26 protein-coding genes are annotated in these 26,710 nt (G+C 55.9%); 15 read left to right on the top strand and 11 right to left on the bottom strand.

The features are described from left to right. The first annotated feature begins 37 nt into the window (after positions 1-37). The 5 genes from BJ885_RS18370 to rlmB all read left to right on the top strand — a co-directional run bounded on the left by BJ885_RS18370 (position 38) and on the right by rlmB (position 5,540). Positions 38-235, top strand: a complete 198-nt coding sequence (locus BJ885_RS18370; RefSeq protein WP_003855996.1) for a DUF2065 domain-containing protein — start codon at positions 38-40, stop codon at positions 233-235. A gap of 104 nt (positions 236-339) precedes the next feature. Further along, entirely contained in the window at positions 340-1,638 is a 1,299-nt protein-coding gene (locus tag BJ885_RS18365) for an adenylosuccinate synthase (protein WP_024907332.1), read from the top strand. A 192-nt stretch (positions 1,639-1,830) separates the two neighbouring features. Continuing rightward, the gene (nsrR, locus tag BJ885_RS18360) at positions 1,831-2,256 is read left to right on the top strand and encodes a nitric oxide-sensing transcriptional repressor NsrR (protein WP_023334253.1); all 426 of its coding nucleotides are present in this window, start codon (positions 1,831-1,833) and stop codon (positions 2,254-2,256) included. A 38-nt stretch (positions 2,257-2,294) separates the two neighbouring features. Further along, positions 2,295-4,739 carry a ribonuclease R gene (rnr, locus tag BJ885_RS18355; protein WP_121932352.1) on the top strand — a complete coding sequence of 815 codons (2,445 nt, stop codon included), beginning with the start codon at positions 2,295-2,297 and terminating at the stop codon, positions 4,737-4,739. 66 nt (positions 4,740-4,805) lie between these two features. Next, complete coding sequence (gene rlmB / locus BJ885_RS18350) at positions 4,806-5,540, top strand: 23S rRNA (guanosine(2251)-2'-O)-methyltransferase RlmB (protein WP_028015258.1); 735 nt, start codon at positions 4,806-4,808, stop codon at positions 5,538-5,540. A 90-nt stretch (positions 5,541-5,630) separates the two neighbouring features. Here rlmB and BJ885_RS18345 read toward each other — a convergent pair whose 3' ends face one another. Then, positions 5,631-6,905: an MFS transporter gene (locus BJ885_RS18345; protein ID WP_121932353.1), complete on the bottom strand. Its 1,275-nt coding sequence runs from the start codon at positions 6,903-6,905 to the stop codon at positions 5,631-5,633. A gap of 193 nt (positions 6,906-7,098) precedes the next feature. Here BJ885_RS18345 and BJ885_RS18340 point away from each other — a divergent pair, with 193 nt between their 5' ends. Further along, the gene (locus tag BJ885_RS18340) at positions 7,099-8,721 is read left to right on the top strand and encodes an isovaleryl-CoA dehydrogenase (protein ID WP_121932354.1); all 1,623 of its coding nucleotides are present in this window, start codon (positions 7,099-7,101) and stop codon (positions 8,719-8,721) included. Here the strand turns inward: BJ885_RS18340 and BJ885_RS18335 are convergent. The 3 genes from BJ885_RS18335 to bsmA all read right to left on the bottom strand — a co-directional run bounded on the left by BJ885_RS18335 (position 8,718) and on the right by bsmA (position 11,575). Continuing rightward, the gene (locus BJ885_RS18335) at positions 8,718-10,649 is read right to left on the bottom strand and encodes a methyl-accepting chemotaxis protein (RefSeq protein ID WP_121932355.1); all 1,932 of its coding nucleotides are present in this window, start codon (positions 10,647-10,649) and stop codon (positions 8,718-8,720) included. The two genes, BJ885_RS18340 and BJ885_RS18335, sit on opposite strands and share 4 nt — an antisense overlap. 172 nt (positions 10,650-10,821) lie before the next feature. Next, positions 10,822-11,109, bottom strand: coding sequence for a DUF1471 family protease activator YjfN (yjfN, locus tag BJ885_RS18330; protein WP_032665074.1), 288 nt, complete (start codon positions 11,107-11,109; stop codon positions 10,822-10,824). A 136-nt stretch (positions 11,110-11,245) separates the two neighbouring features. Then, complete coding sequence (gene bsmA / locus BJ885_RS18325) at positions 11,246-11,575, bottom strand: biofilm peroxide resistance protein BsmA (protein ID WP_029740376.1); 330 nt, start codon at positions 11,573-11,575, stop codon at positions 11,246-11,248. A 137-nt stretch (positions 11,576-11,712) separates the two neighbouring features. Between bsmA and yjfP the strand changes: the two genes are divergently transcribed. Continuing rightward, the gene (gene yjfP / locus BJ885_RS18320; RefSeq protein ID WP_047646483.1) at positions 11,713-12,435 is read left to right on the top strand and encodes an esterase; all 723 of its coding nucleotides are present in this window, start codon (positions 11,713-11,715) and stop codon (positions 12,433-12,435) included. A gap of 173 nt (positions 12,436-12,608) precedes the next feature. Here the strand turns inward: yjfP and yjfY are convergent, their stop codons facing one another. Continuing rightward, positions 12,609-12,884: a DUF1471 family protein YjfY gene (gene yjfY / locus BJ885_RS18315; RefSeq protein WP_029740378.1), complete on the bottom strand. Its 276-nt coding sequence runs from the start codon at positions 12,882-12,884 to the stop codon at positions 12,609-12,611. Positions 12,885-13,225: 341 nt separating this feature from the next. On the opposite strand from yjfY, the gene rpsF reads away from it, so the two are divergent. The 4 genes from rpsF to rplI are packed head-to-tail and all read left to right on the top strand — an operon-like array spanning position 13,226 to position 14,665. Beyond that, entirely contained in the window at positions 13,226-13,621 is a 396-nt protein-coding gene (rpsF, locus tag BJ885_RS18310) for a 30S ribosomal protein S6 (protein ID WP_014068637.1), read from the top strand. A gap of 6 nt (positions 13,622-13,627) precedes the next feature. After that, entirely contained in the window at positions 13,628-13,942 is a 315-nt protein-coding gene (gene priB / locus BJ885_RS18305) for a primosomal replication protein N (protein WP_008502895.1), read from the top strand. A 4-nt stretch (positions 13,943-13,946) separates the two neighbouring features. Next, positions 13,947-14,174, top strand: a complete 228-nt coding sequence (gene rpsR / locus BJ885_RS18300; protein ID WP_000135199.1) for a 30S ribosomal protein S18 — start codon at positions 13,947-13,949, stop codon at positions 14,172-14,174. 41 nt (positions 14,175-14,215) lie between these two features. Continuing rightward, on the top strand, positions 14,216-14,665 hold the full coding sequence (rplI, locus tag BJ885_RS18295; protein WP_023310148.1) for a 50S ribosomal protein L9: 450 nt from the start codon (positions 14,216-14,218) through the stop codon (positions 14,663-14,665). A gap of 67 nt (positions 14,666-14,732) precedes the next feature. On the opposite strand, the gene BJ885_RS18290 is transcribed toward rplI, so the two are convergent. After that, positions 14,733-15,377, bottom strand: coding sequence for an OapA family protein (locus tag BJ885_RS18290; RefSeq protein ID WP_048977315.1), 645 nt, complete (start codon positions 15,375-15,377; stop codon positions 14,733-14,735). 233 nt (positions 15,378-15,610) lie between these two features. On the opposite strand from BJ885_RS18290, the gene fklB reads away from it, so the two are divergent. Further along, on the top strand, positions 15,611-16,231 hold the full coding sequence (fklB, locus tag BJ885_RS18285; RefSeq protein ID WP_008502892.1) for an FKBP-type peptidyl-prolyl cis-trans isomerase: 621 nt from the start codon (positions 15,611-15,613) through the stop codon (positions 16,229-16,231). 311 nt (positions 16,232-16,542) lie between these two features. After that, positions 16,543-17,952 (top strand): D-serine/D-alanine/glycine transporter, encoded by a 1,410-nt coding sequence (gene cycA, locus BJ885_RS18280; RefSeq protein ID WP_029740380.1) that lies wholly within the window; start codon positions 16,543-16,545, stop codon positions 17,950-17,952. A gap of 96 nt (positions 17,953-18,048) precedes the next feature. Here cycA and ytfE read toward each other — a convergent pair whose 3' ends face one another. Next, complete coding sequence (gene ytfE, locus BJ885_RS18275; RefSeq protein ID WP_121932356.1) at positions 18,049-18,711, bottom strand: iron-sulfur cluster repair protein YtfE; 663 nt, start codon at positions 18,709-18,711, stop codon at positions 18,049-18,051. Between the two features lie 244 nt (positions 18,712-18,955). On the opposite strand from ytfE, the gene BJ885_RS18270 reads away from it, so the two are divergent. Then, a complete protein-coding gene (locus BJ885_RS18270; protein ID WP_047646486.1) occupies positions 18,956-20,605 on the top strand; it encodes a methyl-accepting chemotaxis protein in 1,650 nt (549 codons plus the stop codon). 79 nt (positions 20,606-20,684) lie between these two features. Here BJ885_RS18270 and BJ885_RS18265 read toward each other — a convergent pair whose 3' ends face one another. From BJ885_RS18265 to BJ885_RS18255, 3 genes are all read right to left on the bottom strand, one after another. Then, positions 20,685-21,650, bottom strand: coding sequence for a DMT family transporter (locus BJ885_RS18265; RefSeq protein WP_121932357.1), 966 nt, complete (start codon positions 21,648-21,650; stop codon positions 20,685-20,687). A gap of 75 nt (positions 21,651-21,725) precedes the next feature. Further along, entirely contained in the window at positions 21,726-22,550 is an 825-nt protein-coding gene (locus BJ885_RS18260; protein WP_023310154.1) for an AraC family transcriptional regulator, read from the bottom strand. Between the two features lie 48 nt (positions 22,551-22,598). After that, a complete protein-coding gene (locus BJ885_RS18255; protein WP_259467229.1) occupies positions 22,599-23,642 on the bottom strand; it encodes a GlxA family transcriptional regulator in 1,044 nt (347 codons plus the stop codon). A 176-nt stretch (positions 23,643-23,818) separates the two neighbouring features. Here BJ885_RS18255 and BJ885_RS18250 point away from each other — a divergent pair, with 176 nt between their 5' ends. Beyond that, positions 23,819-25,717: a beta-ketoacyl synthase gene (locus BJ885_RS18250; RefSeq protein ID WP_121932358.1), complete on the top strand. Its 1,899-nt coding sequence runs from the start codon at positions 23,819-23,821 to the stop codon at positions 25,715-25,717. Positions 25,718-25,802: 85 nt separating this feature from the next. Here the strand turns inward: BJ885_RS18250 and BJ885_RS18245 are convergent, their stop codons facing one another. Further along, positions 25,803-26,651, bottom strand: a complete 849-nt coding sequence (locus BJ885_RS18245) for an SDR family oxidoreductase (RefSeq protein WP_047646490.1) — start codon at positions 26,649-26,651, stop codon at positions 25,803-25,805. Between the last annotated feature and the right edge of the window lie 59 nt (positions 26,652-26,710).

Here is a 26,710-nt window from a genome sequence, read left to right as displayed (position 1 = left end):
TCAACGGAGCGGTGGTTTTCTTTTATAAGGAATAAAAATGAATTCAACGATCTGGCTCGCACTGGCCCTGGTCCTGGTGCTGGAAGGTCTTGGACCGATGCTTTATCCGCGCGCCTGGCGCCGAATGATCGCCACGATGAGCCAGCTGCCGGATAATATTTTGCGTCGTTTTGGCGGCGGTCTTGTGGTTGCGGGCATCGTGATCTACTACATGTTGAGGAAAACGATTGGCTGATCAAAAAGTAGGCGCAATCGGCGTATTTTGAGGTCAAAAAGTGCTGTATATCTGAAAAAGCGATGGTAGAATCCATTTTTAAGCAAACGGTGATTTTGAAAAAAATGGGTAACAACGTCGTCGTACTGGGCACCCAATGGGGTGACGAAGGTAAAGGGAAGATTGTTGATCTTCTGACTGAACGGGCTAAATATGTTGTACGCTACCAGGGCGGTCACAACGCAGGCCATACTCTCGTAATCAACGGTGAAAAAACCGTCCTCCATCTTATTCCATCAGGCATTCTTCGTGATAACGTCACCAGCATCATCGGTAACGGCGTTGTGCTGTCTCCTGCTGCGCTGATGAAAGAGATGAAAGGTCTGGAAGACCGTGGTATCCCTGTTCGTGAGCGTCTGCTGCTCTCCGAAGCCTGCCCGCTGATCCTGGATTATCACGTGGCGCTGGACGTAGCGCGTGAGAAAGCGCGCGGCGCGAAAGCGATCGGCACCACCGGTCGTGGTATCGGTCCGGCTTACGAAGATAAAGTTGCACGTCGCGGTCTGCGCGTGGGCGACCTCTTCGACAAAGCAACCTTCGCTGAAAAACTGAAAGAAGTGATGGAATATCACAACTTCCAGCTGGTGAACTTCTACAAAGCTGACGCTGTTGACTACCAGAAAGTGCTGGATGACGTCATGGCGATCGCTGACATTCTGACCGGTATGGTTGTTGATGTGTCCGATCTGCTGGACCAGGCGCGCAAGCGTGGCGATTTCGTCATGTTCGAAGGTGCGCAGGGTACGCTGCTGGACATCGACCACGGTACCTATCCGTACGTTACCTCCTCTAACACCACTGCAGGTGGCGTGGCGACCGGCTCTGGCCTGGGTCCACGTTATGTGGATTACGTGCTGGGCATCATCAAAGCGTACTCCACTCGCGTGGGTGCGGGTCCATTCCCGACCGAGCTGTTTGATGAAACCGGCGAGTTCCTCTGCAAGCAGGGTAACGAGTTTGGCGCGACCACCGGTCGTCGTCGTCGTACCGGCTGGCTGGATGCGGTTGCAGTGCGTCGCGCAGTGCAGATCAACTCCCTGTCTGGCTTCTGCCTGACCAAGCTGGACGTACTGGACGGCCTGAAAGAAGTGAAAATCTGCGTAGGCTACCGTATGCCAGATGGTCGCGAAGTGACCACCACTCCGCTGGCTGCTGACGACTGGGAAGGCATTGAGCCAATCTACGAAACCATGCCGGGCTGGTCTGAGACCACTTTCGGTGTGAAAGAGCGTAGCGGCCTGCCGCAGGCGGCGCTGGATTACATCAAGCGTATTGAAGAACTGACCGAAGTGCCGATCGATATTATTTCTACCGGCCCGGATCGTACTGAAACGATGATCCTGCGCGACCCGTTCGACGCATAATCTTCGTGAATGCTGGCCTGCGGGGTGACCCGTAGGCCGGATAAGCGTAGCGCCATCCGGCGAACGCTCCTGGATCTCCGCTTTTTCGCCCCGTCTGTCAAATAAATTAGCCGCTCACTATCTGGCTGGTTTATCATCATTAATGAATATCTCTGCGGTTTGACCGCGTTTTCCCTTTTTCCTGAGGTTGATGTGCAGTTAACAAGTTTCACCGATTACGGCTTACGTGCGCTGATTTACATGGCGTCGTTACCCGAGGGGAAGATGACCAGTATCTCTGAAGTCACAGAGGTTTACGGCGTATCCCGTAATCATATGGTCAAAATAATCAATCAACTTAGTCGTGCCGGATACGTTGCTGCCGTCCGCGGGAAGAATGGTGGGATCCGTCTCGGTAAACCGGCACAGAGTATTCGTGTGGGCGATGTGGTACGTGAACTGGAGCCGCTGTCTCTGGTGAACTGCAGCAGCGAGTTCTGCCACATCACGCCCGCTTGCCGCCTGAAAAAGGCGCTTTCAAAGGCCGTGCAAAGTTTTCTTATGGAACTGGATAACTACACGCTGGCCGATTTGGTTGAAGAGAATCAACCGCTTTATAAATTATTGCTGGTGGAATGAAGAAAATTTCCACCGGAGCTGACAACGGAGGAACCGACATGTCACATGATCCTTTCCAGGAACGCGAAGCCGAAAAATACGCGAATCCTATTCCCAGCCGCGAGTTCATCATTGAACACTTAACAAAACGCGAAAAACCCGCCAATCGTGAAGAACTTGCCGTTGAATTAAACATTGAAGGTGAAGAGCAAATTGAAGCCCTTCGCCGCCGCCTGCGCGCAATGGAGCGTGACGGGCAGCTGGTCTTTACCCGCCGCCAGTGCTACGCGCTGCCAGAACGCCTCGATCTGCTGAAAGGCACCGTCATTGGTCACCGCGATGGCTTCGGCTTCCTGCGCGTGGAAGGCCGTAAAGACGATCTGTACCTCTCATCTGAACAGATGAAAATGTGCATCCACGGCGACCAGATCCTGGCGCAGCCGCTGGGCGCTGACCGTAAAGGCCGCCGCGAAGCGCGCGTCGTGCGCGTTCTGGTGCCAAAAACCAGCCAGATCGTCGGCCGCTACTTTACCGACGCTGGCGTGGGCTTCGTGGTGCCGGACGACAGCCGCCTGAGCTTCGACATTCTGATCCCACCTGAAGAGGTGATGGGCGCCCGCATGGGCTTTGTGGTGGTGGTCGAACTCACCCAGCGCCCAACCCGTCGCACCAAAGCGGTAGGTAAAATCGTCGAAGTGCTTGGCGATAACATGGGCACTACGATGGCCGTTGATATGGCATTGCGCACCCATGAAATTCCGTACATCTGGCCGAAAGCAGTTGAAGAGCAGATCGAAAGCCTGCGCGAAGAAGTGCCGGAAGAGTCCAAAGTGGGCCGCGTGGATCTGCGCTCCCTGCCGCTGGTCACTATCGACGGTGAAGACGCCCGCGACTTCGATGACGCCGTCTACTGCGAGAAAAAACGCGGCGGCGGCTGGCGTCTGTGGGTTGCTATCGCTGACGTAAGCTATTACGTCCGTCCGCACACTCCGCTGGATAACGAAGCCCGCAGCCGCGGTACGTCGGTCTACTTCCCGTCCCAGGTCGTGCCGATGCTGCCGGAAGTGCTGTCTAACGGCCTGTGTTCCCTGAACCCGCAGGTTGACCGCCTCTGTATGGTTTGCGAGATGACCATCTCCACCAAAGGGCGCTTAACCGGCTACAAGTTCTACGAAGCGGTGATGAGCTCGCACGCGCGTCTGACCTATACCAAGGTCTGGCATATGCTGCAGGGCGACCAGGATCTGCGCGAACAGTACGCGCCGCTGGTCAAACATATCGAAGAGCTGCATAACCTCTACAAAACGCTGGATCAGGCGCGCGAAGAGCGCGGCGGGATCTCGTTTGAGAGTGAAGAGGCGAAATTCATTTTCAACGCCGAACGCCGTATTGAGCGTATCGAGCAGACCCAGCGTAACGACGCGCACAAGCTGATCGAAGAGTGTATGATTCTGGCGAACATCTCGGCGGCACGTTTCGTCGAGAAAGCCAAAGAGCCAGCTCTGTTCCGTATTCACGATAAGCCGACCACGGAAGCCATTACGTCGTTCCGCTCCGTGCTGGCTGAACTGGGTCTGGAACTGCCCGGAGGCAACAAGCCAGAGCCGCGCGATTACGCCGAGCTGCTGGAGTCCATTGGCGACCGTCCTGACGCAGAAATGCTGCAGACGATGCTGCTGCGCTCTATGAAGCAGGCGATTTACGATCCGGAAAACCGCGGGCACTTCGGCCTGGCGCTGCAGTCTTACGCCCACTTTACCTCGCCGATCCGTCGTTATCCTGACCTCTCTCTGCACCGTGCGATCAAGTATCTGCTGGCGCAGGAGCAGGGCCATAAAGGGAACACCACCGAAACCGGTGGCTACCATTATTCGATGGAAGAGATGCTGCAGCTGGGTCAGCACTGCTCCATGGCCGAACGTCGTGCCGATGAAGCAACACGCGACGTGGCGGACTGGCTGAAGTGTGACTTTATGCTCGATCAGGTAGGTAACGTCTTTAAAGGCGTGATTGCCAGCGTGACCGGCTTTGGTTTCTTCGTTCGTCTGGACGAGCTGTTCATCGACGGTCTGGTGCATGTCTCCAGCCTGGATAACGACTACTACCGCTTCGACCAGGTCGGCCAGCGCCTGATTGGCGAATCTGGCGGCCAGACCTACCGTCTGGGCGACCGTGTGGAAGTGAAGGTCGAAGCCGTGAATATGGACGACCGTAAGATCGACTTCAGCCTGATTTCCAGCGAGCGCGCGCCGCGTAACGTCGGTAAAACCGAGCGTGAAAGGGCGAAAAAAACCGGTAACGGTAAACCGGGCGGCGGTAAACGTCGTCAGGCGGGCAAGAAGGTAAACTTCGAGCCGGACAGCGCGTTCCGCGGCGAGAAGAAACAGAAGCCGAAGGCTGCGAAGAAAGAAGCTCGTTCAACGAAAAAACCTTCCGCGAAAACGCAGAAAATCGCTGCCGCCACCAAAGCGAAGCGCGCGGCCAAGAAAAAGCAGGCGGAGTAAATTCTCCCCTCACCCTGACCCTCTCCCCAACGGGGGGAGGGGAAATACTTATTACGAGAACCATCAATGAGTGAAATGATTTACGGCATCCACGCGGTGCAGGCCCTTCTCGAGCGCGCACCGGAGCGTTTTCAGGAAGTGTTTATTCTGAAAGGGCGTGAAGATAAGCGTCTGATGCCGCTGATCCACGCGCTGGAAGCACAGGGCGTGGTGATCCAGCTGGCGAACCGCCAGTTCCTGGATGAGAAAAGCGAAGGTGCGGTACACCAGGGGATCATTGCCCGCGTGAAGCCGGGTCGACAGTATCAGGAAAACGATCTGCCGGATCTGATTGCCGAGCTCGAGAATCCGTTCTTCCTGATCCTCGATGGCGTAACCGATCCGCACAACCTCGGCGCGTGCCTGCGTAGCGCCGATGCGGCGGGCGTGCATGCGGTGATCGTGCCGAAAGATCGCTCCGCGCAGCTGAACGCGACGGCGAAGAAGGTGGCCTGCGGCGCGGCGGAAAACGTTCCTCTGATCCGCGTGACCAACCTCGCGCGCACCATGCGTCTGCTGCAGGAAGAGAATATCTGGATCGTCGGTACCGCCGGTGAAGCGGATCATACTCTGTACCAGAGCAAAATGACCGGCCGTCTGGCGCTGGTGATGGGTGCTGAAGGGGAAGGCATGCGTCGTCTCACCCGCGAGCACTGCGACGAGCTGATCAGCATCCCGATGGCGGGCAGCGTGTCGTCCCTGAACGTTTCCGTTGCGACGGGCATCTGCCTGTTTGAAGCGGTGCGTCAGCGCGGAGAATAAACAGCAAGGCCGTCCACAGGACGGCCTTTTGTGTTTTCTCCCTCTCCCTGTGGGAGATGGGCGGGGTGAGGGCACCAGACGGTGAAAAACTTACTCCTCCAACGACCGCAAATGGTCATCCTTCCTCAGCGTCATCAGCGCGAAAATACTTACTACCGCCGTCGCCATCACGTAATACGCCGGAATATCCAGGTTGCCCGTCTGCTTAATTAGCCCGGTAATGATTAGCCCTGCGCATCCCGAGAAAATCGCGTTCGACAAGGAGTAGGCCAGCCCCAGCCCCGTATAGCGCACGCGCGTCGGGAACATCTCAGACAGCATCGCCGGGCCCGGCCCCGCCAGCATGCCCACCAGACCGCCCGCAATCAGTACCACACCAGCCTTCATCGCCAGCGTGCTCGACTCCGCCTGCAGGATTTTCAGCAGCGGAAGGGCGAGGATCAGCAGCAGCGCGGTGGCGATAATCATCACCGTGCGGCGCCCGATCCGGTCGCTCAGGATCCCCGACGGAATGATGGTCAGCGCAAAACCAATATTCGAAATCACCGCTATCAGCAGCGCCTGGTTAAACCCGGTGTGCAGTGCCGACTGCAGATAGGTCGGCATAATCACCAGGTAGGTGTACCCCGCCGCAGACCAGACCATTACGCGCCCAATCCCCATCACGATGGCCCGGAGCGTGGCGACAGTATCCGCCTGAGCGACAGCCGGTTTATCCTGCTGCTGCACGAAGCTGGGCGTCTCCTCCATGCTGACCCGGAGCCACAGCGCCACAACGCCCATGGGCAGCGCCAGGAAGAACGGAATGCGCCAGCCCCAGTCGTGCAGGGCTTCAGGCGTGAGAAGGGCGGAGAGCAGCGCCACGATGCCTGCACCCGCTAACAGCCCCAGCGCCACGGTAAAGGACTGCCACGCGCCATAGAGCCCACGCTTGCCGCGCGGGGCGAACTCCGTCATCAGCGAGACCGCACCGCCGTACTCGCCGCCCGCGAACAGCCCCTGCAGGATGCGCAGCAGCGTAATAATGAGCGGCGCGGCAATCCCGATGCTGGCATAGACCGGCACAACGCCGATGGCGGCGGTAGCGAGCGTCATCAATACCAGCACAATGATTAGCGTCGGCTTACGGCCAATCCGGTCGCCGATGCGGCCAAACACCACCGCACCCAGCGGGCGGAAGAAGAAGGCGATGGCAAACGAGGCGTAGGTGAGGATCAGGCTGGTCAGCCCCGCCTCTCCTTCAAGCTGGAAGAAGTTTTTCGCAATGACGGTCGCCAGAAAACCGTAGACCGCAAACTCATACCACTCGATAAAGTTACCAATGGAGCCTGCAATTAATGCTCGCTTGTGCGCATCCGGTTGCATAACGATCCTCACTGAAAAGGGTAAGAATAAATTATTCAACAAAAGCGGAGTCATGAAATAGTTTATTCTTATGTTCTGTGAGCTGTTTCACGAATGATATCAGCGGGATCGTGAACGTGTGACTCCCCTCCCATGCAGCGTGCGCGCGGTCTGTCCATACTTATCGTCATTGCCACTGAAGGAGGGAGACAGCATGCACTGGCAGACCCATACCGTTTTCAATCAACCTGCACCGCTTTCCAACAGCAACCTTTTCCTCTCGGACTGCGCCCTGCGCGATGCGGTCGCGCGTGAAGGGGCCGAGTGGGATATTGAGCTGCTCGCCAGCATCGGACAGCAGTTAGGCACCGCGGAGTCGCTGGAGCTGGGCCGGTTGGCAAACGTCAACCCGCCCGAGCTGTTACGCTATGACGTCACCGGAGAGCGGCTGGACGACGTCCGCTTTCACCCGGCGTGGCATCTGCTGATGCAGGGGCTTTGCGCCAACCGCGTGCATAACCTGGCGTGGGAAGAGGAAGCGCGTAAAGGGTCGTTTGTCGCTCGGGCCGCACGCTTTGTGCTTCATGCTCAGGTGGAGGCGGGCACGCTTTGCCCGGTCACCATGACGTTCGCCGCCACGCCGCTGCTGCAGCAGGCGCTCCCCAAAGCATTTCACGACTGGCTGACGCCGCTGCTCAGCGATCGCTACGATCCGCATCTGGCCCCCGGTGCGCAAAAGCGCGGCCTGCTGATTGGCATGGGGATGACGGAAAAGCAGGGCGGCTCGGACGTGCTCAGCAACACCACCAAAGCGGAAAAATGCAGCGACGGCAGCTACAGGCTGGTGGGGCATAAATGGTTTTTCTCCGTCCCGCAAAGCGATGCGCATCTGGTGCTGGCCCAGGCGAAGGGCGGGCTATCCTGCTTTTTTGTGCCACGCTTTTTGCCTGACGGACAGCGCAACGCCGTGCGTCTTGAGCGCCTCAAGGACAAGCTCGGGAACCGCTCCAACGCCAGCAGCGAGGCGGAGTTCCTCGATGCCTCTGGCTGGCTGCTGGGGGAAGAGGGCGAAGGGGTACGGCAGATCCTCAAAATGGGCGGTCTGACGCGCTTTGACTGCGCGCTGGGCAGCCACGGACTGATGCGTCGGGCGCTTTCGGTGGCGCTGTACCATGCCCATCAGCGTCAAACCTTCGGCAAAAATCTCATCGATCAGCCGTTAATGCGCGAAGTGCTAAGCCGGATGGCGCTGGTGCTGGAGGGGCACACGGCGCTGCTGTTCCGCCTGGCCCGGGCGTGGGACAAGCGTGCCAATCCGCAGGAGGCCGCCTGGGCGAGGCTGTTTACCCCGGCGGCGAAATTTAGCGTCTGTAAAGCGGGCATCCCGTTTGTCGCTGAGGCGATGGAGGTGCTGGGCGGGATCGGATATTGCGAAGAGAGCGAACTTCCCCGCCTGTACCGCGAGATGCCGGTGAACAGTATTTGGGAAGGATCGGGAAATATCATGTGCCTGGACGTGCTGCGCGTGCTGGCGAAGCAGCCGGGTATTCACGACCTGCTTGCCGACGAGTTTGCGCAGGTGAAAGGGCAGGACAGACACTTCGACCGCAGCTGGCGACAGCTTCAGCAAAAACTGCGTAAACCTCAGGAGGCGCAGGGCCGGGAGATCGCGCAGCAGCTTTTCTTGCTGGGTGCCGGAAGCCAGATGCTGCGGCACGCATCGCCCCCGGTGGCGCAGGCGTGGTGCCGCATGATGCTGGACACCCGTGGCGGTACGCTGATGAGCGAGCAGGTGCAAAGCGACCTGCTGCTGCGTGCGACGGGCAGAGTTGGCTAGCCTTTTAGCTGGAACAGACTCACCAGCTGAGTCAGGTGTGAACCCTTCTCGCGCAGCGTTTGAGCCGTTTGCTCGCTGCGTGAGATGCGATCGGCATTGATATGCGACGCTTCGCCAATATGGGTCATGGCGAGGTTCACCTGGCCGATCCCGGCGGACTGCTCGCGTGAGGCATGGTTAATCTCGGTGACCAGCTGGCTGATGTTATCGATATGAATGATGATGTCATCCATCGCCAGGCGCGTCTGTTCAGACAGCGCATGACCCTCACTCACTTTTCTGAGCGTATCGCCAATTAGCTGTTCAATCTCCTTCACCGCGTTAGCGCTGCGTCCCGCCAGCGCGCGAACTTCCTGCGCGACAACTGCAAACCCTTTTCCGTGCTCGCCTGCGCGGGCCGCTTCCACTGCCGCATTCAGCGCCAGAATGTTGGTCTGGAAAGCGATGGATTCGATCACGCGCGTGATGTCTTCGATGCGTTTTGACGCTTCGCGAATGTCGTCCATGGTCGACACTGCGTGGGTGACCGTCTCACCACCCTGATGGACCGCGAGCGAGGTTTCGCCCACCAGCTGCTGCGTTTGCTCCATATTGGCGGCATTTTGCTGAACGGTGGCGGCCAGCTGCTCCATGCTGGCAGACGTCTCTTCCACGCTGCTGGCCTGCTTGTTGATCTGCTCTGAAATCTCGCCAGTGTCGGCGGCCAGCGCGTTGGTGCCCAAATGGATCTCGCCTGCTGCCTCACGAACCTGCAGGACAATTTTTTGCAGGCCGCCGCCGATGCCGTTGATAGCATCGATCAGCTGGCCGACTTCGTCCTGGCGGGTCACGGGCAGGCTGGAACGGAGATCCCCTGCGGAATATTGTCGGGCAAGATGGATAACGTTGCGCAGCGGACGGGTCAGCACGCGGCGAATAATGACCACGAACAGGCCAGCAAAAAGGATGGATAAGACCACGCCGGCCAGCAGGAAGCGATCGCGCATGGCGGTAACGCTTGAGAGCAGCACCGATTTATCCACTTCGCCCACGATAGTCCAGTTCCAGCCCGGCAGCGGGGTATAGGCCATTTTCAGCGTCCGGCCGTCGTCGCTTGTACGCTCCAGCGTGCCGGGTTTGTCGCCCAGAAGCTGCTGCTGCGTCGCGCCGTCCCACTTCGGCAGTTTTCCCTCTTCGCTGGCATGGAACAGGTATTGCCCGCGCGTTTTGCCGTTGCTGCGATCCAGCACGAAGAAGTGACCGCTCTCGCCCAGGCGGCGGTTGAGGATTTTCTCGCGCATGACGTTCCAGGAGTGGGTGATGTCCACCCCGACAAAGACGATCGCAATGACCTGTCCTTCGGCGTTTTTAACGGGCTGGTACTGGGTGATGTAGCGTTTGCCGAACAGCAGCGCCAGGCCGCGGTAGACTTCACCTTTGTTGACGGCAGCAAAGGCCGGGCTGGCGTTATCCAGAACGGTACCCATTGCCCGATCGCCATTCTCTTTGCGCAGGGAAGTGGCTACGCGAACAAAGTCGTTACCGCTGCGTACAAACAGCGTCGAAATGGCTCCCGTACGGTTCAGGAACTCGTCCGAAAGGGTGTTATTTTCATGCAGCCCGGTGTCTCCGCCTTTCAGAAGCGGAACGCTGAGCCCGTTAATCGTCCGGGTTTGGGAAGTATCAATGTTCAGGGGCTGCGGTAAAAAGGTGGTAAACAGACGGGTATAGCTCTCAACCTCTTCACTCAGGCTGGTATTAAACATCTGCACCATGTCGACCATGCCGGTGGACTGATTATGCAGATCTTCGACCGCAAGGGCTTCAAGCTGCTGGCTGGCTTTTTGGCTGAGCAGAAAAGTGAATAGCAGAAACAGCGTGGCGACACTGACGCCCGTAAGCAGTGACAGCTTCGCACCCAGGCCTGCGCGGCGAAAAACGTTGATCATAAATTGCTCATCATTGAAAAGGTATGGTTCTTCAACGGCAGAGCGGGGATTACGTTTACTGTTTTAATGTAACAAAATGTTATTTAATTGTTCTTTATTGGTTTTATATAAGATAAAAAATTTGCAAAAACGAAAAGCCACTAAAAGTAAGTGGCTTTTATCAGGAGGGAGTTTACACGTAGAGAATGGCCTGTACCCGCCAGCGATCGATATGGTTATCTTCCTGCATCTGGATGATGCGATACCATGAAGCCCCCTGCTCATCGGCCTTTAATGCCACGACACGTTCAACGTCTTGCGGGCTCCCCGAGATATTATTCACGGAGATCTGGCCAATTTCATTCAGGCCAGTCACGCAATCAGCACTGGCGAATTCTGCTGACTGCGCGGTGGTGCTCAGCAGGCCTGCTGAGAGCAACAGTGAGGTCAAAGCAAGAGTTCGTTTCATCGTCAGCTCCATTTCACATATATCCGGTATCCGCCGGGCAATCCTTCGCTAATAAACTCCCTTCCATTGATGCGGTCGTGGAGTTTATTGTGGACAGGAAAATGTCTATGGACGCAAAGCAGTGTAAATCTCGTTCAAAGGAAAACCATTATTTACGGTACAAAATGGCCTGTGAATACCACTGTCCCGTTATGATGGTTTCGTCGATCATAATGATGACGTAATAATCTGCTTTGGCGGCGACGGCCTGTGCTTTTATTGCCGATTCTGCGTCATCCGGAGAGCCGCGAACCAGCGCGGAGATGGTGCCCATTCGTTGTAATCCTTCCGTCTGATTACGACGAATCTCCTGTGGATGATCGGCGACCGGTGGAGCGGGTTGCGGCGTTCCCTGCAGCGCGCTACAGCCACTCAGCAGAAACACCAGCAATAAAGCAGCAAACCTGCGCATAACCATATCTCGTTTCCTGATAGCCATAGTGTAGTTGTCTGTGAATTTAGTTTTGGGGGAATGTTCCCGAAGTGTTATCTGGTACGTATATTTCGAATGAAAATGACGCGAAAGCGTAATCCAGTTCTCAACATTATGAATCATAGATTCGCACAGGGTCGACAATGATTGAAATTGAAATACGCCACCTCGGCGACCATGAAATTTTACACGCGATGCCAGCGGGTAAACGTGATAAACCGCTGCCTGTTGTGGTTTTTTATCATGGGTTTACCTCATCGAAGCTGGTTTACAGTTATTTTGCGGTAGCGCTGGCGCAGGCGGGTTTTCGCGTGGTGATGCCAGATGCACCCGACCACGGCGCACGCTTTACGGGTAATGAACAGGCGCGGCTGGGGCAGTTCTGGCAGATTCTGCACGGGAGTCTGACCGAGTTTGCCGGGCTGCGCGATGCGCTTTATGAGGCAGGGCTGGTGGCCGACAATCGTCTGGCGGTAGCCGGGGCATCGATGGGCGGTATGACGGCGCTGGGGATTATGACGCATCATCCTGAAGTGAAGTCTGTCGCCTGTCTGATGGGCTCGGGTTATTTTACTTCGCTGGCGAAGACCCTTTTCCCCCCTCAGGATTTAACGGAAATGACCGCGACGCTGGCAGAGTGGGAAGTGACCCGGGCATTGCCGCGCGTGGCCGATCGCCCGCTGCTGCTGTGGCACGGTGACGCGGATGATGTGGTCCCGCCCGAGGGAACCTTTCGTCTGCAGCAGGCGTTAATGAATGAAGGGCTGGACGGTAATCTGACCTGCCTGTGGGAACCGGGCGTCCGCCACCGCATTACGCCAACGGCGCTGGACGCTACGGTGGCGTTTTTCCGCCAGCACCTGTAAACGCGCAGAACTTTGACGCCCTGATCTTCCCGCTTCAGGAGGATCTCTGGGGGCTCTTTTACCGGGAGTATTCGGGAGCCATTCACTCACAAAAAAAAAGCCCCCGGGCAGGGGGCAACGTCAACTATGGCTATGTTCTCGTTGTTGGCTTTCCTGGTGCTAGCGTTAAAGCGTTATCGGTAAATATCTGCACTGGCGTGCATGTTGCCGTTGCTGCCGGGCTCACGGGTTAACATCACGTGGTAATAGGTTGCGCCCTGCGCATCGGTTTCTGCGTTTAATGCCTGATCTGCTTCACTTTCCGTGGCGAAATTATGATTGATGTAAATGACGCCCAAGCTTTGCACATCATCCATGTTTCTGGCCTGTCGGCTGTCTATCTTGATGGCTGCCATCGCGTTTGCACTGAGCAAAAGCGCCGCCATTATGGCTAATGCGATTTTTTTCATGATATGCGCTCCACGACTACGTGCTGCGAGAGGGGGGATGCTCCTTCTTTAATTCAGGCGATCTCTGATTAAAGTGTAATCACTCATCCGGCGGGGATGCGTGACCATTTCTGATGCAGTTGTTCAAAAAAACAACGCTTCCGGGTGTGACCAATTTTAAATCACCCACTTAGACCCGCTTCGCGCTTTGTGCGAATTATTTGTGCAATCAGCTTGAGTTTCCAGGGGCGCGCAAGTATTATGACGCGTCAATTTTTCAGCCGACCTTTAACACGTTCCTTGCCTCCCCGGGCCTCGGCTGACCCAGACAGGAGGCTGAATAATCCGTAAGGAGCAATTCGATGCGTCATTACGAAATCGTTTTTATGGTCCATCCTGACCAGAGCGAACAGGTTCCGGGTATGATCGAGCGTTACTCTGCTGCCATCACTGGTGCAGAAGGTACGATCCACCGTCTGGAAGACTGGGGCCGCCGTCAGCTGGCTTACCCGATCAACAAACTGCACAAAGCACACTACGTTCTGATGAACGTTGAAGCGCCGCAGGAAGTGATCGATGAGCTGGAAACTACCTTCCGCTTCAACGATGCCGTTATCCGCAGCATGGTTATGCGTACCAAAAACGCAGTTACCGAAGCATCTCCGATGGTTAAAGCGAAAGACGAGCGCCGTGAGCGTCGCGATGATTTCGCAAACGAAACCGCAGATGATTCTGATGCTGGGGATTCTGAAGAGTAATTTCTGATGACCAACCGTCTGGCGTTGTCCGGCATCGTATGCAGGGCTCCCCTTCGAAAGGTCAGTCCATCAGGAATTCCGCATTGCCAGTTCGTGCTTGAGCATCGTTCTGTGCAAGAGGAAGCCGGGTTTCACCGGCAGGCATGGTGCCAAATGCCCGTTATTATTAGCGGACACGAAAACCAGGCCATTACTCACAGTTTAACGGTCGGTAGCGCAGTAATCGTTCAGGGGTTCATCTCTTGCCACAAGGCAAAGAACGGCCTGAGCAAAATGGTTCTGCATGCCGAGCAGATTGATTTGATAGATTCTGGAGACTAGCCATATGGCACGTTATTTCCGTCGTCGCAAGTTCTGCCGTTTCACCGCGGAAGGCGTTCAAGAGATCGACTATAAAGATATCGCAACGCTGAAAAACTACATCACCGAAAGCGGTAAGATTGTCCCAAGCCGTATCACCGGTACTCGTGCAAAATACCAGCGTCAGCTGGCTCGCGCTATCAAACGCGCTCGCTACCTGTCCCTGCTGCCGTACACTGATCGTCATCAGTAATCGGGCACGGTCCATTAATACGACTTTAAGAGGATAAGGTAATGCAAGTTATTCTGCTTGATAAAGTAGCAAACCTGGGCAGCCTGGGTGATCAGGTTAACGTTAAAGCGGGTTACGCACGTAACTTCCTGGTTCCACAGGGTAAAGCTGTTCCAGCTACCAAGAAAAACGTAGAGTTTTTCGAAGCACGTCGCGCTGAACTGGAAGCCAAACTGGCTGACGTTCTGGCGGCTGCTAACGCTCGCGCTGAAGCAATCAACGCACTGGGCACCGTTACCATCGCGTCTAAATCTGGCGACGAAGGTAAACTGTTCGGTTCCATCGGTACCCGCGATATCGCTGATGCAGTTTCTGCAGCAGGCGTTAAAGTGGCTAAGAGCGAAGTTCGTCTGCCGAACGGCGTTCTGCGTACCACTGGTGAGCACGAAGTTGACTTCCAGGTTCACAGCGAAGTGTTCGCTAAACTGGTTGTTAACGTTGTAGCTGAGTAATTTTTTACTCTGCTCACGTTGAAACGCCGGCCTTGTGCCGGCGTTTTGCTTTTTACAGATCCGGGTCTTAACGCGCCCTGATGAAACTGCCGTCTGGCTGGCGGGTAAACAGTACCTGTTGTCCACTTCCCGTATCAATCGTTAACCCTGTCACCACCCCGCTGGCATTCTGGCGAATCTGTACCATCTGACCATTCTGCAGGTTACTGAGCGGTTTACCCGCACCTTCCACCTTCGCCATGGCATACACGTCGGTTGGCGGCAGGTTGTGGTCGCGGAACAGCTGTGCCAGAGTTTTACCCGGCTCTACGCGATAGGAACGCCACTGTTGCTCAATACCGGTAGGCTGTTGCGTCTGAGGCTGAGACGGGGCGGCGGCTTGATCCTGCGGCTGTTCATCCTGAATAGGTTCTGGCTCAACCGGCGCGACCTGACCCGGATCGTTAGACGGGGTAACGAGCTGCGTCTGCATCGGCTGTGCGTCAGGCTGAGGCCGCGTCTGCGACTGAATGTCCAGCTGAGCATTGCGGGTGACGGGCGCGGTATCGACATCATCGCCCCCGGAAGGAAGCAGGAAGCCCACGATCACCATCAGCGCGCCAATGATGATCCCTCTGCGATGCAGAGGAGGCAGCGGGTCCATGATGCGAAAATTGTCCGGCGCCTGCCAGATTTTCGCCAGGGTAGGTTTCAGTTCAAATCGCCCGGGCATGGCACTCCTCCTGCTCCGCGTATTTTTTATCCTGTGCCCCGAAGTATAGTTTGCTAACTGCCTGAACGGCGTAGTAAACCCGACATCCGTGACATCAGTTCGGGATTAATCCTGGTTATCTCTATTGTTTCTGTTTCGTCGCGGTTTGTCACCTTAACTTCAGACAAAGTTTTACCCATAAGGGCATGGCTGATATGCTGCCCGCTACTTTAAATGTGATGGAAGGAAAACCCATGACCACCCCGACTTTTGACACTATCGAAGCGCAGGCAAGTTACGGTATCGGCTTGCAGGTAGGACAGCAGCTGAGCGAATCCGGCCTGGAAGGTCTGTTACCAGAAGCGCTGGTGGCGGGTATCGCTGACGCGCTGGAAGGCAAACAGCCTGCCGTTCCGGTAGACGTTGTGCACCGTGCGCTGCGTGAAATCCACGAACGTGCTGACGCCGTGCGTCGCGCGCGCTTCGAAGAGATGGCGGCCGAAGGTGTGAAATATCTGGAAGAGAACCGTGAGCGTGAAGGCGTGAACAGCACCGAATCCGGTCTGCAGTTCCGCGTGATCAATCAGGGCGACGGCGCAATCCCGGCGCGTACCGACCACGTTCGCGTGCATTACACCGGTAAACTGATCGATGGTACCGTGTTCGACAGCTCCGTGGCGCGCGGTGAACCGGCTGAGTTCCCGGTCAACGGCGTGATCGCAGGCTGGATCGAAGCTCTGACCCTGATGCCAGTGGGTTCCAAATGGGAACTGACTATCCCGCATAACCTGGCCTACGGCGAGCGCGGCGCCGGCGCGTCCATTCCGCCATTCAGCACCCTGGTCTTTGAAGTCGAGCTGCTGGAAATTCTGTAATCGACTTTTCTTATTTCCTCTCCCCGGTTGGGGAGAGGAAAATAGTGTTAAAACCTATAGTTACGACGTAATCAATATTTTATCTTGCAAACGAAACTGTTGCGTGTATTTTTGTGAGCTGTTTCGCGCTGTATGAGTGATATGACACTCACTTTCAACATATTATTAACATAATATCTAAATCATAGTATTCATCCCGCCGATTCTTACCTAATATCGATAAACCCTTACAAAGGGACCGTCATTTTTTTGACGTTTTTAAAGGCCAGAAGAGCCTTAACAACACAGACAGGCATAAACAGGAAAATTACATGGTAGATCAGGTCAAAGTCGCCGCTACAGAAGAGGCGACGTCTGAACAGTCGCTACGGCGCAATCTCACAAACCGTCATATTCAGCTCATTGCGATTGGGGGTGCCATCGGTACCGGGCTGTTTATGGGGTCAGGCAAAACCATCAGTCTCGCGGGGCCGTCGATCATCTTCGTTTATATGATCATCGGTTTTATGCTCTTCTTCGTGATGCGTGCAATGGGTGAATTGCTGCTCTCGAACCTCGAATACAAATCCTTTAGCGACTTCGCTTCTGACCTCCTCGGGCCATGGGCGGGCTATTTCACCGGCTGGACCTACTGGTTCTGCTGGGTCGTCACCGGTATGGCGGACGTCGTGGCGATTACCGCCTACGCGCAGTTCTGGTTCCCGGGACTGTCGGACTGGGTCGCCTCGCTGGCGGTCATTGTTCTGCTGCTGAGCCTGAACCTCGCCACCGTTAAAATGTTCGGTGAGATGGAGTTCTGGTTCGCGATGATCAAAATCGTGGCGATTGTCGGGCTTATCGTCGTGGGTCTGGTGATGGTGCTCACCCACTTCCAGTCGCCAACGGGCGTGCAGGCGTCGTTTACCCATCTGTGGAATGACGGCGGCTGGTTCCCGAAAGGTATTAGCGGCTTCTTTGCCGGCTTCCAGATCGCGGTATTTGCTTTTGTGGGCATCGAGCTGGTGGGCACGACGGCAGCGGAGACCAAAGATCCCGAGAAGTCTCTCCCGCGCGCGATTAACTCTATTCCGCTGCGTATCATCATGTTCTACGTCTTTGCGCTGATCATCATTATGTCCGTGACGCCGTGGAGCTCCGTGGTGCCAACCAAGAGCCCGTTCGTTGAGCTGTTCGTGCTGGTAGGCCTGCCTGCCGCTGCGAGCCTGATTAACTTCGTGGTGCTGACCTCTGCGGCGTCTTCCGCGAACAGCGGCGTGTTCTCCACCAGCCGTATGCTGTTTGGCCTGGCACAGGAAGGCGTGGCGCCGAGCGCGTTCGCCAAGCTGTCTAAGCGCGCGGTACCGGCAAAAGGGTTGACCTTCTCCTGCATGTGCCTGCTGGGCGGCGTGGTGATGCTCTACGTGAACCCAAGCGTGATTGGCGCGTTCACTATGATCACCACGGTCTCTGCGATCCTGTTTATGTTCGTCTGGACCATCATCCTCTGTTCATACCTGGTGTACCGCAAGCAGCGCCCGCACCTGCATGAAAAATCGATCTACAAGATGCCGCTGGGCAAGCTGATGTGCTGGGTGTGCATGGCGTTCTTCGTCTTCGTGCTGGTTCTGCTCACGCTGGAAGATGATACCCGTCAGGCACTCATCGTCACGCCGCTGTGGTTTATCGCGCTGGGGCTGGGCTGGGTGTTTATCGGTAAGAAACGTATGGCAGGCATAAGGTAAAAGCAAAACGGCAACTTCGGTTGCCGTTTTTAGTTTTTGCACCCTCTCCCCGTGGGAGAGGGCCGGGGTGAGGGCATCAGGCCGCAGCGGCCTTTTTTATTCCCCAGCTAATGCCCGCGGGAACAGAACGTTGTTCTCAAGACTGATGTGTTCCATCAGGTCGTCGATCATTTCGTTAATGCCGTTGTACATCGCTTTCCACGTTGTGCACGCTTCTGGCGGCGGCGTGACGTTGTGGGTGGTGTGTTTGATCACTTCCAGCAGTTCACCCGCATCATCGTGCTCGCTTTCCATCACGCTGATAGGCCCCATCGCCTGGCCTCCCATTCCCTGCTTAATCATCGGGAAGAGGATCTGCTCTTCTTTCATCATATGGCTGGAAAGCTCTTCGTGCAGCAGGGTCAGGTACTTCGCCAGGCCGCGCGGTACGGAAGGTTTGTCGGCATGTACGCGCTCAACTTTGGTTGCCTGCAGGATCAGTTCCGGCAGCTGTTCACGGTGGCGGTCATGGTAACGGACGATGATATGGTCGATGATTTCAGCGAGCGGGGCGGCTCGCCAGTCTTTGTCGACGGGCTGCTCGGCCAGCAGCGCCAGCTCTGCTTCAATCACCTCAACGTCCAGCTCTTTGCGCGAGGCCGCACATGCCAGGGTTTGCTTACCGCCACAGCAGTAATCCATATCGTATTTCCGAAACAGCGCAGAAGCGCGAGGAATGGAGAGCGCCAGCTCGCCAAGGGGTTGGTCGCGAAAGGCCATAGCAGTTACCTCGTCATCAATAATATAAGATGCATATTAAATGCACCTTTAAGCCAGCGCTATAACCCTTTAGAGGCAAGGGGGAAAGTGAGAAGCAGATCACAAAAAAATACCCCGTTTAACTCTCTGAATGGACATAGGAAAGTGGTTTAGAAACTTTTTAAAGGTGTAGAAACAGTAAACAACCCGCCGCGCCTGCCGATATATCCACGTCAGACAAACCTGCATATAACAAAGGCAACGCATGTTTAAACGTATAAAAGTCATTACCCTTCTGATTTCGGTGCTGCTTGTGCTCGGTATCATGCAAGTGATTTCCGCCGGTATCTTTATCAACGCGCTGAATAACGATAAAGACAACTTCACCGTGTCGCAGCTTTCCAGCAAGAACGTGGCGGAGTTTACCGATGCGTGGATCAGTCTGAACCAGGCGCGCGTAACGCTGAACCGCGGGATGCTGCGTCTGCAAAGCAGCATGGCCTCTCAGATTAACGGTGGGCAGCTTAATGAGCTGGTCAACACGGCGAAAAATCTGCTCGCCGATGCACAGGTCCATTACGATAAATACTATGCCCTGCCAAATACGCCGGGCCTGGACGAGAACCTGGCCAAGCGTCTGGAAGAGCAGTACCGCATTTACTCTGCAACGTTGACGCAAATGAACGTTCTGCTGAGCCAGGGCAATCTGGAAGATATGTTCAAGCAGAATGCAGAGCAAAAGCAAAACGCGATGCAGACGGTTTACCGTGAATGGCGCGAAGCGCAGGCAACGCTTACCGATAAAGGCATCCAGGACAATGAAAGCGACTACAGGCGCATTCTGTGGATCCTCTCTGCGGTTATGCTGCTGGTGATTGTGGTGATTATTTCCAGCTGGGTAGCCATGCGCCGCGTGCTGCTGCTGCCTCTGGAAGAGGTGATTAACCATATTCGCGCCATTGCGGCAGGGGATTTAACCCAGCCGATTCAGGCTGAAGGTAAGAACGAAATGGCTATCCTGGCGCGCAACGTTCAGGAGATGCAGACCTCGCTGGCGAACACCGTGGGCGTGGTGCGTGAAGGCGCAGATACGATTTACACCGGTGCAGGCGAAATCTCTGCGGGCAGTAATGACCTCTCTTCCCGTACCGAGCAGCAGGCCGCGTCTCTGGAAGAGACGGCAGCCAGCATGGAACAGCTGACGGCAACCGTGAAGCAGAACGCCGATAACGCGCGTCAGGCTTCCCGTCTGGCGCTGGACGCCTCCTCAACGGCGAAGAAGGGCGGTAACGTGGTGGAAGGCGTGGTGCGTACAATGGACGAAATCGCCACCAGTTCCAGTAAAATCGCGCAAATTACTAACGTGATCGACGGTATTGCCTTCCAGACTAACATCCTGGCGCTAAACGCGGCGGTGGAAGCGGCGCGCGCGGGCGAGCAGGGCCGTGGTTTCGCGGTTGTGGCTGGGGAAGTGCGTACTCTCGCCCAGCGCAGTGCCCAGGCGGCGAAAGAGATTAAAGCGCTGATCGATGATTCCGGCGAGCGCGTGAACGCGGGCTCCCAGCTGGTTAACGAAGCCGGGGAGACGATGGCAGAGATCGTTAATGCGGTCACCCGCGTCACCGACATCATGGGCGAAATTGCCTCGGCCTCTGACGAGCAGAGCCGCGGTATTGACCAGGTAGGCCAGGCGGTAGCCGAGATGGACCGCGTGACCCAGCAGAACGCCTCGCTGGTAGAGGAGTCCGCGGCCGCGGCGGCGGCGCTGGAAGATCAGGCTGCACGCCTGAACGAAGCGGTGGCGGTGTTCAAAATCACCCGCAACCAGGCGGTAAAAGCGGCGCCGGTGAAAACCTATGTGCCAAAAGCGCAGCCCGCAGCGGCGGCGTCTGAAGGGAACTGGGAAACGTTTTAAGGACTTGCCCGGTGGCGGTTACGCCTTACCGGGCCTACGGTTTTGTAGGCCCTGCAAGCGCAGCGCCGCCGGGCAATGCTCACACCTCCGACGCCGGAACGACCCTCGGTTTTTCCGGCTTCGCTCTTACCGCCATCACCACTCCCACCACCAGCAGCGCGATCCCGCAGGCCGTAAATAGCGGCGGCACGCTCTGACGCATCAGGAAGGTATAAAGCAGTCCGGCCAGGGTTTCGAAGACAATCAGCGGCCCTAAAATCACCGTTGGCAGCTTCTGGCTGGCAATGTTCCAGCACAGCGCGCCCACCCATGAGCACAGCACCGCAATCGCAACCATCAGGCCGATAAACACCCAGGGTCTTGGCCCGAAGGGCTGGGCGAAGTCTGGCTGTTGTTGGCCTAACCAGATGCACGCCCCGGCATAGCCCACCAGCGAGACGGGCAGCGTGACCAGCGCCTGCGCCGTCGCCCACATCATCGGGTGCTTGTCCGGGTTCTCCCGCAGCCAGCGCGCGTTGCGCAGGGCATACCATGCCCAGCACGCCACGGAAATGAACGCCAGCACAATACCAGAACCGTAACGCCACAGGTCAACTTCCGCCTGCCCGTGACGCAGCTCGGCAATATTGACGCATACCAGCCCAACGGCGGTGCATACCAGCGCCGGTGACATTTTCGACCACGCCAGTTTGCCATCGCGGTGGCTGTAGAGCAGGTTAGCAAAGACGGGGATAACGACCGGCAGCGTGCCGATAATCATGGTAGATACCGGCGCACCGGTACGCTGAATGGCACTCGCGAGGCAAACGTAGTAGATAAGATTGCCCATCATGGTCAGCGCCAGCGCGGTACCCCAGTCCTGACGGCTGAGCTGACGCAGGCGCGCGCGTCCCAGCCACGCCAGAGGCAGGGCAATCAGCCCGAGCGCCAGATAACGCCCGGTCGACTGCAGTATTGCCGGATACTCGGGCACAATTAATGGGCCGACAAAAATCAGCCCCCACATCATCCCGGCCAGCAGGGCATATAACACTCCACTAATCATTTTTCCATCCACAGGTATTTACGCTGTAGGCAGTGTAGGAGGGCAAAATGCGCGCGTATTGTATGAGGTTGCGCATTAGCGCCGGGTGACCTGCTTCTGGTAGCGCACGGGCGTAATGCCGTAGCGGTGGGTAAACGCGCGGGTTAAATGGGACTGGTCGGTCAGCCCGGTCGCGGCTGCCACTTCGGCGGCGGGCATGCCGTGGGTGAGGAACGCTTTGGCGCGCCAGAGGCGAATGGCCATCAGCATCTGGTGCGGCGTAACGTGAAAATGGGCTTTGAACTGGCGCTGGAAATGGTACGGGCTGAGCGATACGACGCTGGCCAGCTCGTCCAGCGTCAGGGCGCGCATATAGTTGTCGTGCAGATACTCGCGTACGCGTTCGAAGCGGTGCGCGCCTTCCTGAATCACCGGCGCGTGATGGGCCAGCGGCCGGAAGGTCTCAATCAGATCCAGCAGTAATCCTTTTTGCGCAAGCGGATCGTCCGTGTGCCACAGGCCGTAAATCAGCCTGCCGATTTGCTGCGAGCGCAGCGGGTCATGACGCGTGACATCGCTAAACCACCAGTGCCGGAGGCCGGTCACCTCTTCCAGCAGGTCGGGTTCGATATAGACCATCCGGTAGCGCCAGCCGCCTTCGGTGGCGGATTCGCCGGTATGGATCTCGTCCGGGTTCATGGTGACGACGGATTTTTCCGCCGCGAGATGCTGGGTACCGCGATAGCGAAAGCGTTCGGCACCGGTTTCAATCGTGCCGATCCCGAAGGCTTCATGGGTGTGAGGCTCAAAGGCGTAGTCAGAAATATGCGCGTGATAAAGCTCCAGGCCCGGCAGCTGCGCCAGATGGCGAAAGCGCGCGCTGTCTCTTTCATCATTAAACTGTTCCGGTACGCCTTGCACGTTGAGCCTCCTCGTGATCATCTTTTCATTATCAGAGATGACCGGCGTTTATGCACTAAACATCTTTGCCCGGACGGTCTTACGGTAATCCCCCGGTGAAACCGTTGTTTTATGCTTAAACTGGCGATTAAAGTGCGCAATATCCTGATATCCAACCGCATTCGCGATCTCCTGAATGGAAAGATTGGTGGATTGCAGCATTGTCATGGCGGATTCAATTCTGGTGGTTAATAAATACTGCAGAGGAGACATGTCGGTGGCATTTTTAAAGCGGCGATTAAAGTTGCGCAAACTCATGCCGGCCATATCTGCAAGACTTTGCATGGATATATCCGAAGCGCAGTTAGCTTTTATCCAGATTTGAATTTGAATAACATCTTCATCCGGATGGGGCTTGTTTTCTTCACTGTAACATTGGCGTTCAAACTGGCTACGAATTTCATGGAAAAATGTCCGTTGAGTATGTGTGGCTACACGTTTCCCGTATATCGTTTCTATAAAATGGATCGTCAGGTCTGACAGGGCCTTAACGCTTGCGGCGCAGTAAATATTATCGGCCTGAGTGAGAAAATGTTTTGTTTGTAATTTTACGGCGGGGTAGTCGCGCGAGAATTGTTTGAAGTAGTGCCAGTGGGTAGTGGCGGGTTTCCCGTCGAGCAGTCCCGACTCCGCCAGAAAGCAGCAGCCCGTTCCGACGGCGGCGATGCGGGTTCCTCGCGCGGCCTGCTCGGTCAGCCATTCCAGGAGCTCAGGCTGTTGTCTGACCACTGCGCGAGGATTGCGCCAAAGGGCCGGAAGATAGATAACGTCATAGTGCCTGTCTGCGGCAAGTGTAGTATCGGCGGTAATGCTAAAGCCACTGTGCGTCAGGATGGGCTCGCTGTTTATGCCAATGGTATTCACCTTCAGAATACTCTCCGGGCGACAGAGCCTGAAGGGCGACTTCTCCTGTTTGTGCGTGTCTGCGTGAGATGTTGTTTTTTGCTCAGCTAAATAACTACTGGCTGCGGCTTTCCACATTTCAATCGGAAGACTGAGACCGGAACTTAGCATGCGTTCGCATAACACAAATCCTATTTGTGTATTTGTCATTTTTGATTAATACCTGTTTTGACTATTGTTTTTGGTAGCTCATCGTTGTCCTGGCCAAAAAAGTCAGCATTTTGGCTGGATTTGCATATTAGCTTTTGGTGGTGGTTTGTAAACTAATATCTGGAATTATCGCACTTACTTACCGAAATAAATTCACGACCACTACAGGATAAATTATGGTGAAGTTACCCGTAATAACGGCATTTGGCGGCTATGGTCCAGCTGGTCGTAGTTCTTCACATCATGCATTTCGCCGAATGATTATCGAGTCATTATCTGAAGAGGAAAGGCAGGGGACGTTATTATCGTTAGCCATTCTGATGGGCGCCCTTAAATATGATGAAAGTGGGTATCGCGATATTTCCGGTAAAATATTTACACCTGCTCAGGCTGCCGCGAGGATAAAAGACGAGGCGCTTGAGGGGACCCTTATCAGAAAAATCACGCGCGACTATTTTGATGTCGATGCTATCGCCAGCCATGCAAAATTGAATATGGTTTCAGGCGACGAGGGGCTTAGTTTTAATATCTCTGCCAGACAGTTACCTCAACCCTTACCGGCGGGATGGCACGTTGAAGAATTAGCGGATCGGCGTGTCCGTATTACCGTTCAGGGAGCGATGGACTGCAAAATTGAGGCGTTGCTGCGCACGGAGGTTCAGGCTGCAGGGCTGTTGCCGCAGGGATTCCGCCCGGGCGACCATTACAATTCGCAGTTCCATCCGCGGGCGTTACAAATGGCGATTGTCGGAGCGTCAGACGCCATCAACGCCCTGGGGATCCCGTGGCGAGAGGTACAGGCCAAAATCACGCCGGATCAGCTCGGCGTCTATTCGGGCAATATCATGGGGCAGCTCGACGATTATGGCTTTGGCGGAATGCTGCAGTCGCGCCTGAAAGGCCATCGCGTCAGCGCCAAACAGTGCCCGCTGGGCCTGAACAGCATGTGCGCCGATTTCCTCAATGCCTATGTGCTGGGTAGCGTCGGTCATACCAGCGCCACGCTGGGGGCGTGCGCCACGTTTCTGTATAACCTGCATGCGGCAGTCGAAGATATCAAAGCGGGGCGCATTCGCGTGGCCGTCGTTGGCAGCGCCGAAGCGCCGGTCACCTCAGAAGTGATTGAAGGCTTCGATGCCATGGGCGCCCTGGCAACGGAGAGCAAGCTTAAGCACATTGATGAAACGGAAACGGCCGACTGGCGCAACAGCAGCCGCCCGTTTGGCAACAGCTGCGGTTTTGTTATCGCAGAATCCAGCCAGTATGTCGTGCTAATGGACGACGAGCTGGCGCTGCAGCTTGGCGCAGAGATCCACGGTTCGGTGGGGAACGTCTTCATCAACGCTGACGGCTTTAAACGTTCTATTGCGTCGCCGGGTCCGGGGAATTACATCACCATGGCGAAAGCCGTAGCCTCTGCGGTATCGATGGCCGGGATAGAGACGGTGCAGAAGGGATCGTTTATTCAGGCGCATGGCTCAAGCACGCCGAAGAATTGCGTCTCCGAGGCGGATATTTTTGACCGCGTTGCGCAAGCATTTTCGATTCGCGACTGGCCGGTGACGGCGGTGAAATCGTATCTCGGCCACTCCCTGGGCCCCGCCAGCGGCGACCAGCTAATCAGCTGCCTCGGCGTCTTCCGCTATGGTATTTTGCCGGGAATTAAAAGCGTGTCCCACATCGCGCCGCAGGTGAATAACGCGCGCTTAACCATTCCTCTTCAGGACTGCAAATTAGAGGAAGACCAGGGACAAATCGCCTTTATTAATTCAAAAGGCTTTGGCGGTAATAATGCCACGGGGGTGGTTTACTCGCCAAAGCTTACCCATCAATGGTTGCGTAAACGCTATGGGGAAGCGGTGTTTGCGGAATATCAGCAGCGTAACCGCCAGGTGCGACGTCAGGCTAACGCGTACGACCAGGCGGCGTCACAGGGGGAACTGAATGTCATTTATCTGTTCGGACAGCAGGGAATAAATGAGGAAGATATTAAGATTGATATGAATGGCATCACTATTCCCGGATTTGAAAAACCGATAACGTACGCGACGGATAAAGAATACCCGGACTTTTAATCGTTATATCTGTTTTTATTATTAATAAATATGAGCGGGCCGGGTAAGGGAAATCACCCGGCCGCAGGAAAGAACGGTGACACCGTTAAAGAATGGCTTTAATGCTCTGCGCCAGCGGCGTAGTCGCGCGCCCGATCAGTTTGCTCAGCGTATGGCTATCGTCAAAAAGTCCCCCTTTGGACGCACCGACATCGGAGTCCGCCAGCATATCTGCCAGCCCGGCAGGCAGGCCGACGCTTTTCAGCGCGGCGGCAAAATCCGCTTCACTGAGGTTCTGATAGGTTACCGGCTTCCCGCTCTGTTTGCTGAGTTCAGCCGCCAGTTCGCTCAGCGTCCAGCCGTGGTCGCCCGCCAGTTCATAGATCTTGCCCGCGTGGCCCTCTTCTGCGATCACTTTCGCTGCCGCCGCGGCATAGTCTGCACGGGTGGCAGAGGCAATTTTGCCTTCGCCTGCCGCACCAATAAACACGCCGTGTTCCAGCGCAGGCGGCGCGCTCGCCAGATAGTTTTCGGTATACCAGCCATTGCGCAGCAGGGCATAAGGAATGCCGGATGCCGCCAGCGCTTTTTCAGTGGCAACGTGTTCAACGTGCAGGCCCAGCGGTGAGTTGTCCGCATGCAGCAGGCTGGTGTAGGCGATAAATTTCACGCCAGCCGTTTTGGCGGCGTTAATCACGTTCTGGTGCTGGGTCGCGCGCTGGCCGACTTCGCTGGAAGAGATCAGCAGCAGCTTATCCACGCCGCTCAGCGCGGCGGTGAATGCGGCTTCATCCGTGTAGTCCGCCTGACGAACCACAATTCCCTGCTGGCTTAAGGCCTGCGCTTTCGCCGGGTTACGTACGATGGCCACAATCTGGCTGGCCGGTACGGTTTTCAGAAGCTGTTCGATAACGAGATGGCCAAGCTGGCCGGTAGCGCCGGTAATCGCGATCATGATGAATCTCCTTCGTGTTTGTCTGGTGTTGTGGCACACTAGCACCATAGCTAACTTTT

Origin of the sequence: Enterobacter sp. WP_7_1 (assembly GCF_003688535.1) — a bacterium.
Taxonomy (GTDB): Bacteria; Pseudomonadota; Gammaproteobacteria; order Enterobacterales; family Enterobacteriaceae; genus Enterobacter; species Enterobacter asburiae.
The sequence above is the reverse complement of the archived record's forward strand: the minus strand, read 5'-3'. Positions and strand labels throughout refer to the sequence as shown.

Excerpts from the sequence above, each read along its gene's own strand:
- BJ885_RS18340 (WP_121932354.1), top strand. The coding sequence starts at position 7,099 with ATGCACTGGCAGACCCATACCGTTTTCAATCAACCTGCACCGCTTTCC.
- rlmB (WP_028015258.1), top strand. The coding sequence starts at position 4,806 with ATGAGTGAAATGATTTACGGCATCCACGCGGTGCAGGCCCTTCTCGAG.
- yjfN (WP_032665074.1), bottom strand. The coding sequence starts at position 11,109 with ATGGAGCTGACGATGAAACGAACTCTTGCTTTGACCTCACTGTTGCTC.
- rpsF (WP_014068637.1), top strand. The coding sequence starts at position 13,226 with ATGCGTCATTACGAAATCGTTTTTATGGTCCATCCTGACCAGAGCGAA.
- BJ885_RS18365 (WP_024907332.1), top strand. The coding sequence starts at position 340 with ATGGGTAACAACGTCGTCGTACTGGGCACCCAATGGGGTGACGAAGGT.
- BJ885_RS18345 (WP_121932353.1), bottom strand. The coding sequence starts at position 6,905 with ATGCAACCGGATGCGCACAAGCGAGCATTAATTGCAGGCTCCATTGGT.
- yjfP (WP_047646483.1), top strand. The coding sequence starts at position 11,713 with ATGATTGAAATTGAAATACGCCACCTCGGCGACCATGAAATTTTACAC.
- rnr (WP_121932352.1), top strand. The coding sequence starts at position 2,295 with ATGTCACATGATCCTTTCCAGGAACGCGAAGCCGAAAAATACGCGAAT.
- cycA (WP_029740380.1), top strand. The coding sequence starts at position 16,543 with ATGGTAGATCAGGTCAAAGTCGCCGCTACAGAAGAGGCGACGTCTGAA.
- yjfY (WP_029740378.1), bottom strand. The coding sequence starts at position 12,884 with ATGAAAAAAATCGCATTAGCCATAATGGCGGCGCTTTTGCTCAGTGCA.
- fklB (WP_008502892.1), top strand. The coding sequence starts at position 15,611 with ATGACCACCCCGACTTTTGACACTATCGAAGCGCAGGCAAGTTACGGT.
- BJ885_RS18265 (WP_121932357.1), bottom strand. The coding sequence starts at position 21,650 with ATGATTAGTGGAGTGTTATATGCCCTGCTGGCCGGGATGATGTGGGGG.
- priB (WP_008502895.1), top strand. The coding sequence starts at position 13,628 with ATGACCAACCGTCTGGCGTTGTCCGGCATCGTATGCAGGGCTCCCCTT.
- BJ885_RS18245 (WP_047646490.1), bottom strand. The coding sequence starts at position 26,651 with ATGATCGCGATTACCGGCGCTACCGGCCAGCTTGGCCATCTCGTTATC.
- BJ885_RS18370 (WP_003855996.1), top strand. The coding sequence starts at position 38 with ATGAATTCAACGATCTGGCTCGCACTGGCCCTGGTCCTGGTGCTGGAA.
- rplI (WP_023310148.1), top strand. The coding sequence starts at position 14,216 with ATGCAAGTTATTCTGCTTGATAAAGTAGCAAACCTGGGCAGCCTGGGT.
- ytfE (WP_121932356.1), bottom strand. The coding sequence starts at position 18,711 with ATGGCCTTTCGCGACCAACCCCTTGGCGAGCTGGCGCTCTCCATTCCT.
- BJ885_RS18270 (WP_047646486.1), top strand. The coding sequence starts at position 18,956 with ATGTTTAAACGTATAAAAGTCATTACCCTTCTGATTTCGGTGCTGCTT.
- BJ885_RS18250 (WP_121932358.1), top strand. The coding sequence starts at position 23,819 with ATGGTGAAGTTACCCGTAATAACGGCATTTGGCGGCTATGGTCCAGCT.
- BJ885_RS18335 (WP_121932355.1), bottom strand. The coding sequence starts at position 10,649 with ATGATCAACGTTTTTCGCCGCGCAGGCCTGGGTGCGAAGCTGTCACTG.
- BJ885_RS18290 (WP_048977315.1), bottom strand. The coding sequence starts at position 15,377 with ATGCCCGGGCGATTTGAACTGAAACCTACCCTGGCGAAAATCTGGCAG.
- bsmA (WP_029740376.1), bottom strand. The coding sequence starts at position 11,575 with ATGGCTATCAGGAAACGAGATATGGTTATGCGCAGGTTTGCTGCTTTA.
- rpsR (WP_000135199.1), top strand. The coding sequence starts at position 13,947 with ATGGCACGTTATTTCCGTCGTCGCAAGTTCTGCCGTTTCACCGCGGAA.
- BJ885_RS18255 (WP_259467229.1), bottom strand. The coding sequence starts at position 23,642 with ATGACAAATACACAAATAGGATTTGTGTTATGCGAACGCATGCTAAGT.